21 protein-coding genes are annotated in these 18316 nt (G+C 53.6%); 19 read left to right on the top strand and 2 right to left on the bottom strand.

Annotated elements, in window-relative coordinates:
• The first annotated feature begins 83 nt into the window (after positions 1-83).
• The 17 genes from ACRQV7_RS15080 to ACRQV7_RS15000 all read left to right on the top strand — a co-directional run bounded on the left by ACRQV7_RS15080 (position 84) and on the right by ACRQV7_RS15000 (position 13930).
• Entirely contained in the window at positions 84-1583 is a 1500-nt protein-coding gene (locus ACRQV7_RS15080; RefSeq protein WP_444660300.1) for a sugar ABC transporter ATP-binding protein, read from the top strand.
• A 14-nt stretch (positions 1584-1597) separates the two neighbouring features.
• Positions 1598-2626 carry an ABC transporter permease subunit gene (locus ACRQV7_RS15075; protein ID WP_444658871.1) on the top strand — a complete coding sequence of 343 codons (1029 nt, stop codon included), beginning with the start codon at positions 1598-1600 and terminating at the stop codon, positions 2624-2626.
• A complete protein-coding gene (locus ACRQV7_RS15070; protein WP_275714463.1) occupies positions 2623-2835 on the top strand; it encodes a hypothetical protein in 213 nt (70 codons plus the stop codon). The genes ACRQV7_RS15075 and ACRQV7_RS15070 overlap by 4 nt, the downstream gene beginning before the upstream one ends.
• Before the next feature lie 55 nt (positions 2836-2890).
• Positions 2891-3457 carry a D-sedoheptulose-7-phosphate isomerase gene (locus ACRQV7_RS15065; RefSeq protein WP_275714461.1) on the top strand — a complete coding sequence of 189 codons (567 nt, stop codon included), beginning with the start codon at positions 2891-2893 and terminating at the stop codon, positions 3455-3457.
• A 34-nt stretch (positions 3458-3491) separates the two neighbouring features.
• Complete coding sequence (locus ACRQV7_RS15060) at positions 3492-4436, top strand: ROK family protein (RefSeq protein WP_275714459.1); 945 nt, start codon at positions 3492-3494, stop codon at positions 4434-4436.
• Positions 4433-5377 carry a carbohydrate kinase family protein gene (locus ACRQV7_RS15055; protein WP_444658870.1) on the top strand — a complete coding sequence of 315 codons (945 nt, stop codon included), beginning with the start codon at positions 4433-4435 and terminating at the stop codon, positions 5375-5377. The genes ACRQV7_RS15060 and ACRQV7_RS15055 overlap by 4 nt, the downstream gene beginning before the upstream one ends.
• The gene (locus tag ACRQV7_RS15050) at positions 5374-6090 is read left to right on the top strand and encodes a ribulose-phosphate 3-epimerase (RefSeq protein ID WP_444658869.1); all 717 of its coding nucleotides are present in this window, start codon (positions 5374-5376) and stop codon (positions 6088-6090) included. The genes ACRQV7_RS15055 and ACRQV7_RS15050 overlap by 4 nt, the downstream gene beginning before the upstream one ends.
• Positions 6087-6656 (top strand): 6-phospho-3-hexuloisomerase, encoded by a 570-nt coding sequence (hxlB, locus tag ACRQV7_RS15045; protein WP_275714453.1) that lies wholly within the window; start codon positions 6087-6089, stop codon positions 6654-6656. The genes ACRQV7_RS15050 and hxlB overlap by 4 nt, the downstream gene beginning before the upstream one ends.
• A gap of 5 nt (positions 6657-6661) precedes the next feature.
• Entirely contained in the window at positions 6662-7717 is a 1056-nt protein-coding gene (locus ACRQV7_RS15040) for an aldose 1-epimerase family protein (protein ID WP_444658868.1), read from the top strand.
• A 63-nt stretch (positions 7718-7780) separates the two neighbouring features.
• Positions 7781-8461 (top strand): D-lyxose/D-mannose family sugar isomerase, encoded by a 681-nt coding sequence (locus tag ACRQV7_RS15035; RefSeq protein ID WP_275714449.1) that lies wholly within the window; start codon positions 7781-7783, stop codon positions 8459-8461.
• A gap of 29 nt (positions 8462-8490) precedes the next feature.
• Positions 8491-9138, top strand: a complete 648-nt coding sequence (locus tag ACRQV7_RS15030; RefSeq protein ID WP_444658867.1) for a DUF4867 family protein — start codon at positions 8491-8493, stop codon at positions 9136-9138.
• 1121 nt (positions 9139-10259) lie between these two features.
• Positions 10260-11276 (top strand): lysostaphin resistance A-like protein, encoded by a 1017-nt coding sequence (locus ACRQV7_RS15025; RefSeq protein ID WP_444658866.1) that lies wholly within the window; start codon positions 10260-10262, stop codon positions 11274-11276.
• A 6-nt stretch (positions 11277-11282) separates the two neighbouring features.
• Positions 11283-11738: a tRNA adenosine(34) deaminase TadA gene (gene tadA, locus ACRQV7_RS15020; protein ID WP_275714443.1), complete on the top strand. Its 456-nt coding sequence runs from the start codon at positions 11283-11285 to the stop codon at positions 11736-11738.
• A gap of 524 nt (positions 11739-12262) precedes the next feature.
• Positions 12263-12466, top strand: coding sequence for a hypothetical protein (locus ACRQV7_RS15015; RefSeq protein WP_275714441.1), 204 nt, complete (start codon positions 12263-12265; stop codon positions 12464-12466).
• Entirely contained in the window at positions 12463-12762 is a 300-nt protein-coding gene (locus tag ACRQV7_RS15010; RefSeq protein ID WP_275714439.1) for an RNA polymerase sigma factor, read from the top strand. Before ACRQV7_RS15015 ends, ACRQV7_RS15010 begins: the two co-directional genes overlap by 4 nt.
• A gap of 564 nt (positions 12763-13326) precedes the next feature.
• Positions 13327-13644, top strand: coding sequence for a hypothetical protein (locus ACRQV7_RS15005; protein ID WP_275714438.1), 318 nt, complete (start codon positions 13327-13329; stop codon positions 13642-13644).
• 31 nt (positions 13645-13675) lie between these two features.
• The gene (locus ACRQV7_RS15000) at positions 13676-13930 is read left to right on the top strand and encodes a hypothetical protein (protein WP_275714436.1); all 255 of its coding nucleotides are present in this window, start codon (positions 13676-13678) and stop codon (positions 13928-13930) included.
• 34 nt (positions 13931-13964) lie between these two features.
• Here ACRQV7_RS15000 and mnmA read toward each other — a convergent pair whose 3' ends face one another.
• Both mnmA and ACRQV7_RS14990 read right to left on the bottom strand, forming a co-directional pair.
• On the bottom strand, positions 13965-15038 hold the full coding sequence (gene mnmA / locus ACRQV7_RS14995; RefSeq protein WP_444658865.1) for a tRNA 2-thiouridine(34) synthase MnmA: 1074 nt from the start codon (positions 15036-15038) through the stop codon (positions 13965-13967).
• Between the two features lie 8 nt (positions 15039-15046).
• Complete coding sequence (locus ACRQV7_RS14990) at positions 15047-15574, bottom strand: hypothetical protein (protein WP_275714432.1); 528 nt, start codon at positions 15572-15574, stop codon at positions 15047-15049.
• Positions 15575-15734: 160 nt separating this feature from the next.
• On the opposite strand from ACRQV7_RS14990, the gene ACRQV7_RS14985 reads away from it, so the two are divergent.
• Together ACRQV7_RS14985 and asnB are read left to right on the top strand one after the other, a co-directional pair.
• The gene (locus ACRQV7_RS14985) at positions 15735-16397 is read left to right on the top strand and encodes a CpXC domain-containing protein (RefSeq protein WP_275714430.1); all 663 of its coding nucleotides are present in this window, start codon (positions 15735-15737) and stop codon (positions 16395-16397) included.
• Between the two features lie 5 nt (positions 16398-16402).
• The gene (asnB, locus tag ACRQV7_RS14980) at positions 16403-18271 is read left to right on the top strand and encodes an asparagine synthase (glutamine-hydrolyzing) (RefSeq protein WP_444658864.1); all 1869 of its coding nucleotides are present in this window, start codon (positions 16403-16405) and stop codon (positions 18269-18271) included.
• The last annotated feature ends 45 nt before the right edge of the window (positions 18272-18316 follow it).

Here is an 18316-nt window from a genome sequence, read left to right as displayed (position 1 = left end):
CGAACTGATGAAGCGCAGGCGAGGATGCTTCAAGCAGGTAGCACCCTCGCCTACCCAATAATTGAGAATGAGAGATCATGGATATGGCAGAAACTTACATGCTTGAGATGACGGGGATTTGTAAAAGCTTTCCGGGCGTACAGGCTCTGGACAAAGCTCAGCTTAAGGTGCGGAAGGGCACGGTTCATGCCCTTTGCGGAGAAAACGGCGCCGGCAAGAGCACGCTGATGAAGTGCCTGTTCGGGATTTATAACAAGGATTCCGGCTCAATCAAGCTTGACGGCCGGGAAGTCGCATTTAAGGACACTAAGCATGCCATTCAGAACGGCATAGCAATGGTGCATCAAGAACTGAATCAGGTATTGCAGCGTAGCATTGCGGAAAACATCTGGCTGGGCCAGGTGCCGCGAACTCGAACCGGCTTGGTGGATCAGAAAAAGATGTACCGGGAGACAAAGAGGATTTTTGAAGATCTGGAAATCGATATTGACCCCAGAAGGAAAATCGGGACTTTGTCGGTTTCAGCGCGCCAGATGGTCGAGATTGCCCGGGCTGTTTCCAACAACATCAGGCTACTGGTCCTGGACGAGCCCACCTCGTCCTTGGCGGACGATGAAGTCAAGCAGCTGTTCCGCATCATCAATAAGTTACGCGAGCGGGGTGTCGGCATTATTTATATTTCCCACAAGATGGAGGAGGTCCTGAAGATTGCCGATGATGTCACTATTATGCGAGACGGGAAATGGATCACGACTGAAAAGGCAGAGAATCTTACGCTCGCCAAGATTATCAATTTGATGGTCGGCCGCAAAATGGACAACCGATTCCCGCCGAAGGTGAACAAACCGGGTGAAGTGATTATGTCAGTCGAGCATCTCACCAGCACTTACATGCCGGGTTGCATCGACGTTTCCTTCGACTTACGTGCGGGGGAGATTCTCGGGATCGCGGGGCTGGTTGGTTCCCGCAGAACCGAATTGCTGGAAACGGTTTTTGGCACGCGCCGCCACAGCGAAGGCACAATCAAGGTCCACGGAAGGGAAATCAGGAACAACACTTCACGGGATGCCTTGAAAAACGGTTTCGCGATGCTGACGGAGGAACGCCGCGCAAGCGGCATCTTCGGAGTGGATTCCGTGATGTTCAACTCCGTGATTGCCAACGTTCGGGCTTATCGGAAAGGCCTTTTTCTAAAGCAGCAGAAAATGAAAGAGGATACTGATTGGGTCATCAGTTCGATGAATATCAAAACTCCAAGTCAGAAAACTCATATCAAGTTTTTGTCGGGGGGCAATCAACAAAAGGTTATCATCGGGCGATGGCTACTCACAAAGCCGGAGATTCTGCTGATGGACGAGCCGACCCGGGGTATTGACGTAGGAGCTAAGTATGAAATCTACCAGTTGATCGGTGATGTAGCAAAACAGGGGAAGGCAGTTATTGTGGTGTCCTCGGAAATGTCGGAGCTCCTGGGTATTTCGGATCGGATCGCCGTGATGAGCAACGGCCATCTGGCAGGCATTCTTGATATGGAGAATGCCACGCAGGAAAGAATCATGGAACTTGCACTACACTTCATTTAAAAAGAGGTAGGGATATGGAAAAAATAAAAAAACTGGATATTGATAAACTGAAAAAAGGGCTCTTAAATAATGCGTTGCTGATTATCCTGGGCTTCATGTTAATTGTTGTGATCTGCATCAGGCCAAGCTTTATCTCCATCAACAATATCACCAATATTCTTCGTCAGGCCTCCACCCGCGGCATTCTTGCCCTGGGAATCGCCGCCGTCATCATCATTCAGGGGACCGACCTTTCGGCTGGCCGCATCCTTGGTTGCTGCGCCGCCATTTCGGCAAGTCTGCTGCAGGCGACGACTTATGCGTCCAGAATGTATCCTCAGATTACAAATGGCCTGCCGCTGTTCATTCCGCTGCTGATCAGTATTATCGTCGCGGTTCTGTTCTCCTTGCTGAACGGTTTCGGTGTGGCGTATCTGCACATGCATGCCTTCATTGTATCGCTCGGCACCCAGCTGATTGCATTCGGCAGCACCTGTATCTATATTGACAGTCAGAAGGGGGGTGCACAGCCTCTTTCCACGTTGGATCCCCGCTACTTGAATCTGGTGAAGGGTTCGTTCAATCTGGGCTTCATGCAGTTGCCTTATCTGGTGGTCTATCTGTTCATCTGCGCAGTCGTAGTTTACATTCTGTGGAATAAGACTGTATTCGGCAAAAATATGTATGCGTTCGGCGGCAATCCGGCGGCTGCCGCGGTATCTGGCATCAATACAAAGCTTACTGTGATGTTGGTGTTCCTTGTGGCAGGCGTCCTGTACGGCATATCCGCTTTTCTGGAAGCAGCGCGGATTGGCTCCGTGACCACCACGGTCGGCTTCAACTATGAATTTGATGCCATGTCGGGCTGCGTCATTGGCGGTGTTTCTTGGGCCGGTGGCGTTGGTACGATTCCGGGCGTCCTGCTGGGCGTCGTTCTGCTGCAGACCATCAACTACAGCCTCACCTACCTTAATGTCAACCCTTATTTGCAGTATATCATTAAGGGCATCATTATCATTCTTGCCGTTGCTATTGATGTGCGCAAATATCTGGAGAAGAAATGATGAAAAAAAGAGGGTACATGACCAGTGGAACGTCTGCACTGCGCGTCAAAAGCGAGAGGACCGACGGCGGCCGGACAGGACATCCGGCCGAAAGCGCACGCGACCACCTGTATTCTAAGATCGGCTTTACGGTCCGGCAGATGGATATCATCATTGCCAGCCTAATCGTTCTGCTGGCCGCGGCATTCATTGCTGGGCTATTTCTTTAATGAAGGGTTTCCCGAGCGGTGGCTGCGCATCCCTGTGGAAAGGAAGAAAAACAACATGAAGAATTATACGGATCAGATCGACGCATATTACGCCCGGCTGAAAACGACTGTCGACAAGATCGACAGAAACGAGGTCAACCGGGCGATGGAGGCTTTGAAAGAGGCGCGCGACGGCAGAAAATATGTCTTTATCATGGGAAACGGAGGCAGCGCCTCCACCGCTTCTCATTTTGCGGGGGATTTCAACAAGGGCCTGAGCCTGAACAAGGAGAAAAGGTTCCGGTTTGTATGCTTGAATGACAATGCTGCCACCGTTCTTAGCCTTGCCAACGACGTTGCCTACGATGCAGTTTTTGTAGAGCAACTGAAGGATTTCCTTTCTGAGGGCGACGTGGTGATGGCGATTTCCGGAAGCGGAGACTCGGCCAATGTAGTGCGTGCCGCGGAATATGCCAGGGAATGCGGGAATCAGGTGATTGGCCTTACGGGATACAGTGGTGGAAGGCTGATGGCTCTGTCGGATATCAGCCTGCATGTGCCAATCGACGATATGCAGGTCGTAGAGGATCTTCACTTGGTGTTCGACCATCTGATGATGTCCATTCTTTATAGGGAGGATTGAAGCCTTTCAAGAGCAATACTGGGCAGAGAAAATTATGAGGAAAAAAATATTATGTATTGACATTGGTGGCTCCAAGATCCTGACCGGCGTCATGGACGAAGAGGGCCGTGTGCTTGCGTCCCACAAAATGCTGTTTCACAATCCAACGAAAAAGCAGGTAGCTGAGGCCATCCTTGCAGAAAGCGCCGCCGTGCTGACATCCGCAGAGTGGAAAGGGGATGGAACTGAAGAAATCGATGCAATCGGTGTATCCATTCCTGGAATCGCGGATCCGGACAATGGCTTGTGGGTCTATGCTCCCTTTTCACAGATCCGGGCTTTCGACGTGCGCTCACTGCTTATGAAGCAGTACGGAAAACCGGTGTTTCTGGGGAATGATGGCAATCTGTGCACGCTGGGAGAAAAAAAGTTTGGATTGGCCAAGGATGTGTCGGATTTCATGTGGGTCACTGTCAGCAACGGCATCGGCTCTGGCGTCTTTCTCAACAATCGTATGTTCGAGGGCTTTTCCAAAGGCGCGGGGGAGCTGGGGCATGTAAAGGTCGTCGATTATGGAGCCAAATGTCCCTGTGGTTCGCGCGGTTGCTTGGAGACTTACGGAGCGGCACCCGGGATCGTGCGTCGCTATCTGGAGTTGACCGGCCGTGAGGAAAAAATGACCGCGCATGAGATCGGGGAGCTCGCGCGTGGTGGGAATAGAGAGGCGCTGAGGGTTTTCCAAGACGAAGGCTTTTACTTGGGAAAGGCGATCGCAGCCGCTGTCAATATTTTGAACGTACCGTTGGTCGTCATCGGCGGCGGTGTTGCCGGCTCCTTCGATTTGTTCGAGCCATCCCTGAAAGCTACGTTGGAGAATTTCCTATATTTGGGCGCAAATGCGGGTCTGCGGGTCGTGAAAACAGCCCTCGGCTACGAGGCGTCGTTGATCGGCGCCGGAACCTGTGCTTTGTCCGGGTTAGAGAAGGAGGGAAGTATATGAAATTTCTAAGCGTGGGGGAAATGGTTGTCGACTTTTTGCCGGGAGACGGAGAGGGCGTCTATATCAGAAGGGCGGGTGGCGCTCCGGCCAATGTGGCTATCGCCATAGCGCGCCATGGCTGCGAGGCCGGCTTTTGCGGCATGATGGGCGACGATGACTTCGGTCATTTTCTGCTGCGGACGTTAAAGGACAATCATGTTGAGCCGCTTGTCACACAGCTGACGGACATGGCTACGACAACGATGGCATTTGTCACATTGAATACCAATGGGGACCGCAGCTTTACTTTTGCCCGCAAACCCGGAGCAGACATGTTCCTGAGCAAGCAGAACATAGATCATCCTTGGTTCTGGGAGGCGGACATTGTCCATGCCGGCTCTTGCTCTCTGTCCAAGGGGGCAGCTAAGGAGACGACGATTTACGCACTGACGGAAAGTCGCCTGAGCGGAAAACTGGTCAGTTTTGACATGAACTACCGGGACCTGCTGTGGGATGGTGATGGGAAGGCCGCCGTCCGGGCTGTGATGGATATTCTTCCGTATGTGGACTTACTTAAGGTTTCCGAGGAGGAGGCAGCCATGCTGGGCGGCGAAGACGCCCTGCCGCACCTAGCGCATGAAAGCGGCATTTCAGTCATGGTGGAGACGCTGGGCGGCCGGGGTTGCCGATGTTTTTGGAATGGGAAGGTCTTGGAGCTGCCGGCGCTCCGGACCCGGTGCGTCGATGCGACCGGCGCCGGGGACGCGTTCTGGGGAGGGTTCCTCGCCACGCTGATGAAGGCGGGCGTTCACTCCCCCACGGACCTGACTGAGGGCCTGTTGTACAGCGCACTGTATTGCGGAAACATCGCCGGTTGGCTGTGCGTACAGAAAAAGGGCGCGATTGAGTCCCTGCCGACGGAGGCTGAGGTTCATCGGTACATGAAGGAGTATGATCAATGAATAAAACGATCTGGAACCAAAAATATATTCTTTCCCCATCGTTGATTTCCGTATGCAATCTATGCAGGCTGGAGGATTCGGTCTCGGAATTGGAGCGTGCGGGCGCCGAAATGCTGCATGTCGATCTCCTCGACGGGCATTTCAGCCCGAGCATGCCGCTGGGGCTCGATACGGTCCGGCAACTGCGCGCCAGGACGGAACTGCCGTTCGACGTGCATCTAATGGCGACTGAGCAGGATTTCTTTGTCAAAGAACTGCTTGACATCGGCGTGGAGCAGATCATTTTTCACGGAGAATGCGAGCCGCACATCGACTATCGGCTCGACCAGATCCGCAGTCGCGGGGTGCGGGCCGGCGTCGCGCTAAAGCCGGCCACGCCGCTTTCGACCCTGGATTATGTACTGGAGAAATGTGACACTGTGCTGTTGATGCTGATTAATCCCGGTTACGCAGGCAGCAGGGCAGAGAAGCAGGTTCCATACGCGAACCGCAAGGTTCAGGAACTGCATCGCCTTATCCAGGAGAGGGGCCTGCCTACGAAAGTGGAAATCGACGGCCGTGTCTCCCGCGAAAATATTGAGGATTTCGTCGGAAAAGGTGTGGATATCTTTGTGGTAGGCAGCACCTGCCTGAAAAAAGAAGATCTTTCTGCGTCGACGCAGGAACTGCTTGGGTTTTGCGGGTCCGTGTTGGGAGAAAGGGGAAAGCAATGAGTAACGAAGTCACGTTTAGCGGAGTGGGAGATCTGATCCTCGACGAATTGCGCGCTTCACTGGGCCATATCAATCCCGCTCAGGTGGAACGCCTGATCGAGGCAGTTCTGGATGCGGATCAGGTGTTCTTTGTGGGCGTTGGACGGGTTTTGCTGTCGTTGCAGGCCGTCGCTAAGCGCTGGGCTCACTTGGGAATCAAGACGCATTACGTGGGAGAGATTACCGAGCCCGCCATCACGCCGAAGGATCTGCTGATCGTCGGCAGTGGTAGCGGTACTACAATGTTTCCCTTAGGCATTGCACAAAAGGCGCATATGATTGGTGCAAAGGTAGTTCATATTGGGTCAAATCCGGACAGCGGGTTGAAAGACCTTGTGGAATTTATGGTAAGGATTCCCGTGCGCACGAAAGAATATCGGAATGACGAGATTGACTCGCAACAGCCCATGACATCACTTTTTGAGCAGTCGGTTCTCCTTTTGGGGGACATTGTGGCGAAAATGATTATCGAACGCAGGCACCTTGATATGAAGGAACTCTGGCGATACCATGCGAATCTGGAGTGAGGACAATGAAAAAAGAGGACATTTTGCGCCGGGTTGGCAACGTGCAGCAGATCGCGTATGCCCGGAGGGTGACTTACGACGAAGGGCGCAGTACGGGAATGCGGGCTGTGGAAGTGAAAAATGGTCCCCTCCGTTTTGTCACAATGTTGGATAAGGCGCTGGACATCTGTGAAATGGAGTATAAGGGACTGCAGATCAATTTTCTTTCGAAACCGGGGCTTATGGGGAGAAACCCATACGATACGCACGGGGCCGAGGCGCAGCGCAGTATTATGGGGGGCCTGTTTTTTACTTGCGGGTTTGAAAACATTTGCGCGCCATACACGGGTCCAGACGGCAGGGAGTACCCCATGCACGGCCGTATGCGCACGACGCCTGCGGAGCATGTGTGCGCGGATTCCGCATGGGATGGCGACGACTATGTCGTGACGGTGAGAGGAGAAATGCGGGAAGCTGAGCTGTTTGGGGAAAATCTTGTGTTGCGTCGCACGATCACCACAAGGCTGGGCGAAAGCTCGATCCGAGTTGCGGATGAAATCACGAACGAGGCGTTTCGTCCGGAACCCGTTATGCTGATGTATCATTGCAACATGGGATGGCCGTTTCTTTCAGAGAATAGCCGCCTTTTGCTGCCGACGAAAAAAGTCACGCCGCGAGACGGGGTTTCGGCCGCCTGTGCTGACACGTGGGACATAATGGGTCCTCCGAAGGACAATAAGCCAGAGAACGTGTTTCTGCACGAGCTGGCTTCTGCCGGGGATGGAGAAACTTTTGCGGCCGTTGTAAATGACGAACGGAAACTCGCGCTTGTGCTCGAGTTCAATACGGAGCAGTTTCCATTTTTCATGCAGTGGAAATCCGAGGGAAGTGGCGACTATGTTCTCGGCTTGGAGCCGTCGAATTCCTCTGTCTATGGCCGCTCGTACCATGAGAAAGCCGGTACGCTGCATTTTCTGGCTCCGCAGACTGTCGAAAAAAAGCAGCTTACGTTTCGAATTGCCGAGGGAAAGCAGGCCATCGAGGCGCTGGAAAATCGAAGGGGTTCGCTGCTTGGATTATGAGATTCCGACGTTTAGCCCGGATTCGTTCTGAGTATGGATTAATAATGAGAAAAGAGGAAAAACATGAAACGATCTGAAATTAACGCTGTAATCAGAAGGTTTGAGATGCTGCTCGATGAGCATCGTTTTGAACTGCCTCCGTTCCTGAAATTTACGCCGGCGGAGTGGGAAGATAAGGGGCATGAGTACGACGAGATCCGCGACAACATGCTTGGCTGGGACGTGACCGATTACGGGATGGGCGATTACGCGCATCTGGGGCTGGCTCTGATTACCCTGCGCAACGGAAACATTCACAATCCCAAATATACGAAAACCTATGCCGAAAAGATCATGATGTGCGACGAGGGGCAGGTGTCCCCGATGCACTTTCACTGGAACAAGATGGAGGACATCATCAACCGCGGCGGCAACAACATTGTGTTCACGCTGTACAACGCCACAAAGGACGAGCAGTTGGATACGACGGACGTGGAAATCTGTCAGGACGGCCGCCGCTACATGGTTCCGGCGGGGCAGCCGATCGTACTGCAACCCGGTGAAAGTCTTTCCCTGTATCCCTATTACTATCATGAGTTCACCATCCCGAAGGGAGGAAGCGTGCTGATCGGTGAGGTCTCCATGTGTAACGATGACAATACCGATAACCGTTTCTTAAACCCCCTCGGCCGCTTTCCCACCATCGAAGAGGATGAGCCGCCGTACCGCCTGCTCTGCAACGAATATCCGCCCGCAGCGGACTAAGCGGACTGCATTGGAAAGGGTGAAGATTCATGGAACTGAAGTCTGTTACAGATCCGGCGTTTCAAGCCTACGGGCGTGTGGTTGAAGAACTTGATTTCTCCGAGCTCATCAAAGCCCTTCAGACAACGCCTTGCCCTGCGGGCGACGTCGTTTACGTGCCGTCGGATCCCGGGCTTGAAGCACTTGACATTTACGGGAGCCTCCGAGATCAAGTCTTTGGGGAGATGCCGATCCAGCTTGGATATTGCAATGGGAACAACCATTTGCTCAATGCGCTGGAATACCACCGTTCCAGCGAGGTGAACGTCGCCGCGACGGACATGGTCCTGATTCTGGGCCGCCTTCAGGACGTCACGCCGCAGCTTACCTACGACACGGCAGAGCTTGAGCTGTTTCGCGTACCCAAAGGAAAGGCAGTGGAGCTTTACGGGACCACGCTGCACTATGCGCCGTGCAATGCCGATAGCGCGGTTTTCCGAGTGGCCGTCGTGCTGCCGCGCGGAACCAATACGGCTCTTGCAGCAAAACATACGGGCGGTGGTATGGATCGGCTGATCACTGCGAAAAACAAATGGCTCATTGCCCATCCCGACAGCGGCTTGCCGAAGGAAGTTTGGAAAGGACTTTTGGGCGAAAACATTTCCGTGAGAGCGGACAGGCTCTGGAGGAAGGCATGATGCCTCTTTTGACTGTCCAAAAAATTTTAAATTATATCTGGCTTTTCATGTATAAGGAATCAACCGAGAAGATTTGTTGTGTAAATTTAAAGTTCTCAAATATCCAAATGTCCATAGAAAGACAGTGACGCATGAATCCCTTGCAGTTTATTATAAAACTGCAAGGGATTCCGACTTTCGTAAAATGCTTACAATGCGTCTGAATTTTTTTCTTAGCTTGTCTTCAGACCTCCCAAAATTTCATAAGAACGGTCAATAACTTTAAGCCTCAATAAGTTGCGGCATATTTATGACAAGATGATGATCGGTCTTATATATATTTCACATATTTTTTAAAAATGTAGAAGGACTATTTACAATAGTGTTAATTTATTGTATTCAACTGCGGTTTCCATAAGCTTCAACATCTTATGGCTGCGCTCAATGCACTTGGCGTGATACTATGCAACCGGCCCTACATCGGAGCCCAATACCTGCTCATCGTTGTAGGTGGCATGCATCCACAGATCCAACAGAATGTCCATTTCAGAGCATTTTCCGATACTGATCAGCTCCGCTACCTTTGAAATCGGGGGGGGGAAAACCGACGTCTTTCTGGCAAGGGGCGTTATAATCCAAAATGGTGTTATGCTTTCGCCAGTCGGTAATCTTGATTTCTAATTGGTATGCTGGCATAGTAAGCCTCCCTTGTATTTAAGTGCCTTTTATGATATCATGATAAATAATTGAAATTGAACCTAAACTCATCCCCCTTTGATGTATTGTAAAACAGCTAATTTTATGCTAATAGCAATACGAAATACAATAAAATTTTTCGTGGAACACAAGATACCACGAAGAATTTAGACGTAAGAAAAAGCTGTTGATTGTTGGATTAAGAGAGCTGTCGGGGACCATGCTTTGTCTTTGAGGAAATGCCCTTCTTAATTCCTAAGCGAAAGGCCGCGCGTTCGAATCGCGCCGGGGACGCCAGCGTGCCGCTGGATCCAATTCGCGTTTGGGTCCGGCGCTTTTTCTTTACTTTGCCGCCCGGCGGCGTCTATATTCACCTAACCTGCCAAAAAAGGAGACGCTCTTTCCTGCTTGCGGGAGAGGGCCCTTTTTTATAAAAGGAGAGAGCAATGAACAATTCGCCTTACACCCAATACGGCCCTTATTATAACGTGCATCCCTATGTGGAAGCCCAGAACGGCAAGCGCGAGCTGAGGAAAACCTCCAACGCGGTCTGCTGGACCCTGCTCGCCGCCATGTTCCTGATGACCGGCTTCCTGTATGTCTGCGTGTTCTATCTTCGCACGGTGGGATATGCGCACGACTATACGAACAGCGATTTTCAGGGGTTTACGCCGGTGCTTTATTATCTTGCGACCGGGGCGGGCTATCTGGTCGGGCTGGCCGCTCCCGCGCTGGTTTTTTTCGCCGCGAGGCATATTTCCCTGAGCAGCGCGCTGCCCTTTGAGAAGGCCGGGTTTCTGAAAATTTGTGCGTGCGTTTTTTTCGGAACGGCCGTCTGTATGCTGGCGAACATTCCGGCCAACGCGGTGGTGGAAATCGAGAAATGGTTCGGCTTTTCCGGCGAGCTGCCGGAGATGCCCCTGACGGGCGATCCGCCGGTTTTATTCCTGTATTTCCTTACGATCGCGGTCATTCCGCCGCTGGTGGAGGAGCTGTTTTTCCGCGGCGTGGTGCTTCACAGCCTGAGAAAATACGGGGACGGGTTCGCGGTAGTGGGCTCCGCGATTCTTTTCGGGCTGTACCACGGCAATTTTGTGCAGATGGTGTTTGCCTTTATCGCCGGTCTGGCCATGGCTCTGGTGGTTGTCCGCACCAATTCCCTGTGGCCGTCCATCCTGATCCATTTCTTCAACAACGGGATTTCCTTCGCGGTGGAAATGTCGCAGCGCTTCGGCGGGGACCAGATGGCCGATTATGTAAACAACACGGTGGTCGGCGTTGTTTTGGCGCTGGGGGCGGCTTCCTTTGTTTATCTGCTGGTGAAGGATAAGAGGTTTTTCCACAGCGACGGGGTAAATCCGTATTTCCGGCTTTCCGCAAAGCTGAACGCGCTGTTTTTCAATCCGGGCGGTGTGGCGGTGCTGCTGTTAACGGTTCTGTCCTCGTTCCGGTATCTTTCGTAGGCTGATATGGACAGGGAGGAACGGTTTATGCGTCTGGCGCTGACTCTCGCGCGGGAAGCGGCGCAGGAGGGCGAGGTGCCGGTCGGCGCGGTGATCGTAAAAGACGGGGAAGTCATTGCCACGGGCCGCAACCGGCGCGAAAGCGGAAAAAACGCGCTCTGCCACGCGGAGCTGGAGGCTATTGACCGGGCGTGCCGCCTGCTGGGCGGGTGGCGGCTGTGGCAGTGCGAGCTGTTCGTCACGCTGGAGCCCTGCCCCATGTGCGCGGGGGCGGTCATCAACGCGCGGATTCCCAGGGTGGTTTACGGCGCGCGGGACCCGAAGGCCGGTTCCTGCGGCTCCGTCGTGAATCTGTTTGAATTGCCGTACAACCACAGTCCGGAGCTGGTGGGCGGCGTGCTTGCCGACGAATGCGCGCTGCTGCTTACGGATTTTTTTCAAAAGCTGAGGGATAAAAAATAAAGGGAGGAAGCGTTTCGCTTCCTCCTACTTTTTTCCCCGGCGATGAGGCTTCCGGGAATCCCGGAATTTTCCCGGAGCATCGTATCTCTTCTTGTTGATCTTGCCAAACGTATAGACAAGAACATAGCATCCCGCAATGATCAATAAAGGGGCAAAGCTTTCCATTTTGATTCCCGCTTTCCGCTTTGTAATCCTGCTCCTGCCCCGGCAAGCTGTTCCGGAGGCAGGAAAATTTTCCGCTCAGGTTTTCTTTTATTTTAGCATCATAGGCCTTGTTTGTAAAATCAAGAGTCTTGTCTTATTCGGTTAAAATTGCGTCTGACCGCGTCAAAAATGCTCGGCGTACGGATAGTGTTCCTGTGGAAACAAGCCCGATTCGGTGTACCGGGTTTGTCCCTGCCAGGAATCAGAATAGAACATTTGTTCTAAAATATCTTGAAAATTTGCTCCTGTTTGGATAGTATGGAATTATAGGACACGAATCCGGATGCTTGCGGTCCGCTTCGGGGAAGGAAAGGAGCAATATGGACTATAACGAATGGGGCGCGGAATATTTGAATGAGGCAGAGAGAATTAAGGAACGGCTGGCGCCGCTTCGCAGGCAGGCGCGGCAGGCGGGCAACGAGGAGGCCTCCGGGCTGTACCGCAGGATTGCCCTGCTGAACGACATGTATCTGGACTGCCTGCACACAGGCAGGTATCTGGTGAGAATCGGGGCGGAAAGATGAGAAGAAAAAGCAATTTGAGCTTGGACCTGTTCGGGGACCGGCTGAATGCCGGTCGGGAAGAGAACGACGACGGGGGAGAGCATCTGAGAATGCGCGGGGCGCTGCGGCGCGCGATGGAGGGAGAGCTGACCGAACGGCAGCGCGACTGTCTGCGGCTGCGGTATTTCGAGCAGAAAAGCGTACAGGAGGTCGCGGAAATCATTGGCGTTACGCCGCCGACCGTGTCAAAGCATCTGAAAAAAGCGCGGGAACGGCTGCGCCGGGTGGTGGGGTATTCCTTCTCGCGGTTAAATTGAGGGAAAAGTACTCCTTTCGGCACCCGGCTTCTCGAGGCCCCCTCGAGGAGGGGGCCAGATTCTGCTTTTCGTACCTCCGTCAATGAAAACCGCGAAGGCATCGTGCCACTTAAAGACACTTTGGGGATACCCGGGGGGTGCAGGGGGATTTTATGGAACCCTCCCGTCGGGAATTTAAAATCCCTCTGCACGTCCTTTGCCTACTTTCGGACAAGAACGAAAGTAGGGGCCAGCCCGGCCTGAGGGCAAAGCTGACGACTTAGAAAAAGGATGTGGGATGTAAGAAATTCCCGGGAAAACTCCCTCCGGCGCGCCGGGCGCGGACCATGCGGTCGGCAGTCGCCTACGGCGGCGCTCTCAGACAGTTGCATGTTGAATCGGTCTCGGAGCACTCCGAAACAACTCCCTCTGAGAGGGAGGCTGGGGGTCGATTTCTTAAGGCCTCCGGCTTCAAGGGCAAAGAGCGCGGCTGCACGTCTTTCGGCGGCCCGACTTGCCAAATCCGTTTGTATCGACAGGGTATCTGTGATATAATTACCAGTAAGAATTACAGGGTGGTGTAAGATGGCCAGATTTTTTAAAGGGGCGGGATTGGCGTTCCTGATTGCAGGCATTGGTCTTTTTCTTGCGGAGCTCGCGTCCTCCGACAAGGACTTCCGGGTTTTCCTCAGCGTTTTTACCGCGGAGCTTCTCGGCCTGCTGCTGATTGCCGTCGGCGACCTGATGAACAGGGTCGATGTGCTGGAGGATCAGCTGAAAATCAGCGAAGACCGCCGGGACAACGCGCCGGAAATCATGCAGATCACCTGCCCGGACTGCGGGAAGAAATGCGACATGGATTACCCGAAATGCCCGCACTGCGGGTACGGTTTCAAGCAGTGACCGGCTTTCGGGCAGAAAGGGAGGCGGTAAAATGAACAAAGACGGCAGCCGCGTCCGGTCGATTCAGATTGTTCTGTGGGGCGCTTTTGCGGCGGTGCTTTATTCTGCGGGATTCACGCGCGGAGAATGGCAGAACTGGGTATGTTCGGTCATTGTCTTTGCCTTGCTATGTTCCTACAGCTACGGAAATCGTCCGACGCACAAGCGCCTGAAAGGGATTTTTGTCGTCTTCGGGATCTTTTGTGTAGGACTCTTCCTTTTGTATCTTCTGGAAAATAAACGCTGAAAGGGCGGAGCCAAAAACGGCTCCGCCCTTACGATTATTCCGGCTGAATCGTGCCGCCGCCGACCACGAGGTCCCCATCGTAAAAGACGACGGCCTGTCCCGGAGTGACCGCGCGCTGCGCTTCTTCAAAATCCACGCGGACTCTTCCGTCCCCGAGCGGAACCAGCTTCGCCTTTGCGGGCTTCGCCTGATACCGCACCTTGGCGGTGATATCCGTTTCCTTTTCCAAGGTGTCGAACGGAATGAAATTGAGGTCCGCCGCGATCAGGGAGGACGCGTACTGGCTGCCCTCTTCCCCCAGTGTAATCCGGTTATGTACCGTGTCGATCCCGGTCACATACATGGGCTTGCCGAAGGTAACGCCCAGCCCCTTGCGCTGACCGACGGTGTAGCGGGTGATGCCGCGGTGGCGGCCGATCACGTTTCCGCTCTGGTCCACAAAATCGCCCTGCGGAGCGGTTTCCCCGGTGTAGCGCTCAATGAATCCGGCGTAATCGTTGTTTTCCACAAAGCAGATTTCCTGGCTGTCCGGCTTATGCGCGACGGGCAGCCCGGCTTCCTCCGCCATGGCGCGCGCCTCGGGCTTTGTGTATTTTCCCAGCGGCATCAGGGTGCGGCTGAGCTGTTCCTGCGTGAAGGAGTACAGCACATAACTCTGGTCCTTGCTGGCGGGCGCCTTTTTCAAAAGCCAGCGCCCCGCCGCGTCCTGTTCGATCACGGCGTAGTGGCCGGTGGCGATATAGTCAAAATCCAGCTCCTTCGCACGGCGGAGCATGGCGTCGAACTTGACGTGGCGGTTGCAGGCGATACATGGGTTGGGCGTCAGCCCCGCCGCGTACTGCGCCGCGAAATAGTCGATGACGTCCTTTTCGAAAACGTCCGTAAAATTGAGGACCAGATGGTCGATCCCGAGCTTGTAGGCAACCCTGCGTGCGTCGTCGATATCGTCCAGCGAGCAGCAGCCGCCCGCCGAGCTCTGGCACATGTATTCGTCCGGCCGCAGCCGCAGGGTGACGCCGGTAACGTCGTATCCGTCCCTGAGAAGCAGGAGCGCGGCAACGGAGCTGTCCACGCCGCCGCTCATGCCGAGCATTACTTTTTTCTTCATATTCCCGCTCAGTCCAGCGTGGGCTGGGCCTCGTCCTCGTCGTCCGCCGCTTCCTCGGCCGCCTCTTCGGACGTGTCATCCCTGTCGTTTGCCTTGTCAACAATGGGGAAATGGAGCGGAAAATCGGCGGGCGCGATCTCGTCCTCCGGTTCCGGCGCGGGGACGTCCGTGCTTTCCGCGCCGGGCTCGCCGGAACAGCCGCACGGGCAGTAATCGCAGTCGTCCGTACAGTCGGTACAGGCGTCGTCCTCGTATCCCTCGTCGGCGGTGAGCTCGTCGAGCTTGTCAAACGCCTTCTTTATGCGCTTGTCGGCGGCTTCCACCGCTTTGCACAGGGACTCGGTTTCCTCGTTCTGCGCGTCGCGCAGATTCTGAAAATAATATTTTCCCAATGCGACGTAGGCGCGCGCTTCGTTTTCCCTTTCGTTTTTAATCACGATCCTGATGCGATTTATCAGCGCGGCTTTGCGGTTTTTCTCAACAACATAGTCGACTGCTTTTGTTACCCTGCCGGTTACAGTTTCAAAAAAATTCATAGCGTACCTCCTGCCGCAATAGCGGTGTTCATGATGGGGCTTCCATGCTATTATTATAACTCAAAAGTTTGAAAAATAACAGGATTATTTAATTCTATTCCTTTTTTAAATTCGTTGTGATATAATGAACAAATACGCAAAGGCTAAGGAGGAAATAAAAATGCCATCGGTTGGAAACAGGGACGTAAGCTGCCCTCACTGCGGCGCCGTGGTAAAAACAGCGATGAGCCCCGAAATCAATGCCGGGGAAAACCCGGATCTGCGGCAGCGCATCCTGGATGAAACGCTGTTTGACTGGAAATGTCCGGAATGCGGCTATGAAGCGCAGCTTGTTTATCCTTGCCTTTATCACGACAAAGAAAATCAGTTTATGGTATATGTTGTGCCGAACAGCGGCTGCTGCCAGCTGGAACCGGTCAGTGTGGGCGAAGCTTTTCCGCAGTTTAACGGGATGGCCAAGCGGGCGGTGACCTCGCTGGCGGGACTGAAGGAAAAAGTGCTTATTTTTGAGGCCGGGCTGAACGATTTTGCGGTGGAGCTGGTCAAGCTGGCGCTCACCGACGTGGCTGGCAAAAAACACGACAGAAAGACTTCCGCCGGATACTTTTGCTACGCGGATGAAAAAGAGAACCGGGTTGTGTTTTCCTTTTTCCTGCAGGGGGAGGACGAGCCGGTTCAGCAGGGAACGCGTATGGACGTTTACCGCAAATCGCTGGAGATTGTGGAAAGCGTGGGCGCGGTTTCACGGGACGACGATTTTGTGGCGGTGGATTCCGCCGCCGCTGAAAATATTTTGCGGGTGTACCGCGGCGGGGAGGACTAAGACAGATGTGCGGATTGTGCGGATTTACCGGTGAAGTAATCGACCGCGACGCAGTGATTAAAAGCATGACGGATAAAATCACCCACAGGGGGCCGGACTCCAACGGGTTTTTTACCGATTCCGATATCTCCATGGGCTTCCGGCGCCTGAGCATCATCGACGTTGCTTCCTCGGGCGACCAGCCGATCTACAACGAGAACAAAACCTTGGTGCTTACGTTTAACGGGGAAATCTATAACTACCGGGAGCTCAGAAACATCCTCCTGGAAAAGGGGCACCGTTTTTATACCCAGACCGATTCCGAGGTGCTGATCCACGGCTTTGAGGAATGGCACGAAGACCTTCTGACCAAGCTGCGCGGGATGTTCGCGTTTGCCATCTATGACACCGTCGAAAAGAGCGTGTTTATTGCCCGCGACTATTTCGGGATCAAGCCGATGCATTACACGCAGGTCGGCGGCCATTTTGTTTACGGCTCCGAAATCAAGAGCATTCTGGAATTTCCCGGCTTTGAAAAGAAATTCAATAAAAACGCGCTGAACAATTATATCTCGTTTGAATACGCCGTTCCGCCGGAAACCTTCTTCGAGAATGTCTACTGCCTGATGCCGGCGCACTACCTCTGGTACAAGGACGGCAAGGTCGAAACCCACCGCTACTGGGAGCCGAAATTCAGCGAGGACCCCGGCATGACCCGGGAACAGGCCGTCGAGGAAATCGAAAAGGTTTTTGAGGACTCGGTCAGCGCGCACAAAATCAGCGACGTGGAAGTCGGGTGCTTCCTGTCCAGCGGCGTGGATTCCAGCTATGTTTCCACCTACTTCGCCGGGCAGAAGACCTTTACGGTCGGGTTCGACTACGGGGAAAAATACAACGAAATCGACTGGGCGAAGAACTTATCCGAAAAAATCGGCGTGGAACACCACTATAAGGTCATTTCCGCCGACGAATACTGGGGAAATATCCGCAAGGTGCAGTACCATATGGACCAGCCTCTGGCCGACGCGTCCTGCATCGCCCTCTATTTTGTCTCCAAAATGGCGAGCGAGTACGTGAAGGTGGTGCTTTCCGGCGAGGGCGCGGACGAGCTGTTCGGCGGATACAATATTTATCACGAGCCGGATGATTTTGCAGGCTACAAAAAACTGCCGCTCGGCCTGCGCAGGGCGCTGGCGGCGGTTGCGAAGGCGCTGCCGTTTTCCTTCCGGGGGAAAAGCTTCCTGATGCGCGGCGCGCTGCCGATCGAGGAAAACTTCATCGGCAACTGCAGCATGTTTACCATGGACGAAAAACGCCGTCTGCTGAAAAGCGATATTCCGGTCACCCGTCCGCAGGAGCTGACAAAGCCGTATTACGACCGCGTAAAGGACAAGGACGACGTGACCAAGATGCAGTATCTGGACATCAACGTCTGGCTGGTCGGCGACATCCTTCTGAAAGCGGACCGCATGAGCATGGCGAATTCGCTGGAGCTGCGCGTGCCGTTCCTCGACAAAGAGGTGTTCGGGGTCGCTTCCCGCATTCCGAGAAAGCTGCGGGTGAATAAGGAAAACACCAAGTACGCGATGCGCCTTGCCGCGATGAAGCATCTGCCGGACGCGACCGCGCAGAAGAAAAAGCTGGGGTTCCCGGTGCCGACGCGCGTATGGCTCAGGGATGAAAAATATTATAACCTTGTAAAGGATGCCTTTACGGGCAAAACCGCAAAGCAGTTCTTCAATACCGACGAGCTGATGAAATTCCTTGACGACCACTACAGCGGGAAGCGGGACAACAACCGCAAAATCTGGACGATTTTCGTCTTCCTCGTCTGGTACGATATTTATTTTAACGGCGGTTCCCACGAGCCGGGCGATATGCCCGCGGTCCGTTAGAACGCCGAAAAACACCGCCGGAGAGCTTCCGGCGGTGTTTTTTGC

The organism is Caproiciproducens lactatisolvens, assembly GCF_052443335.1.
In the GTDB taxonomy this organism is placed as follows: Bacteria; Bacillota; Clostridia; order Oscillospirales; family Acutalibacteraceae; genus Caproiciproducens.
The sequence above is the reverse complement of the archived record's forward strand: the minus strand, read 5'-3'. Positions and strand labels throughout refer to the sequence as shown.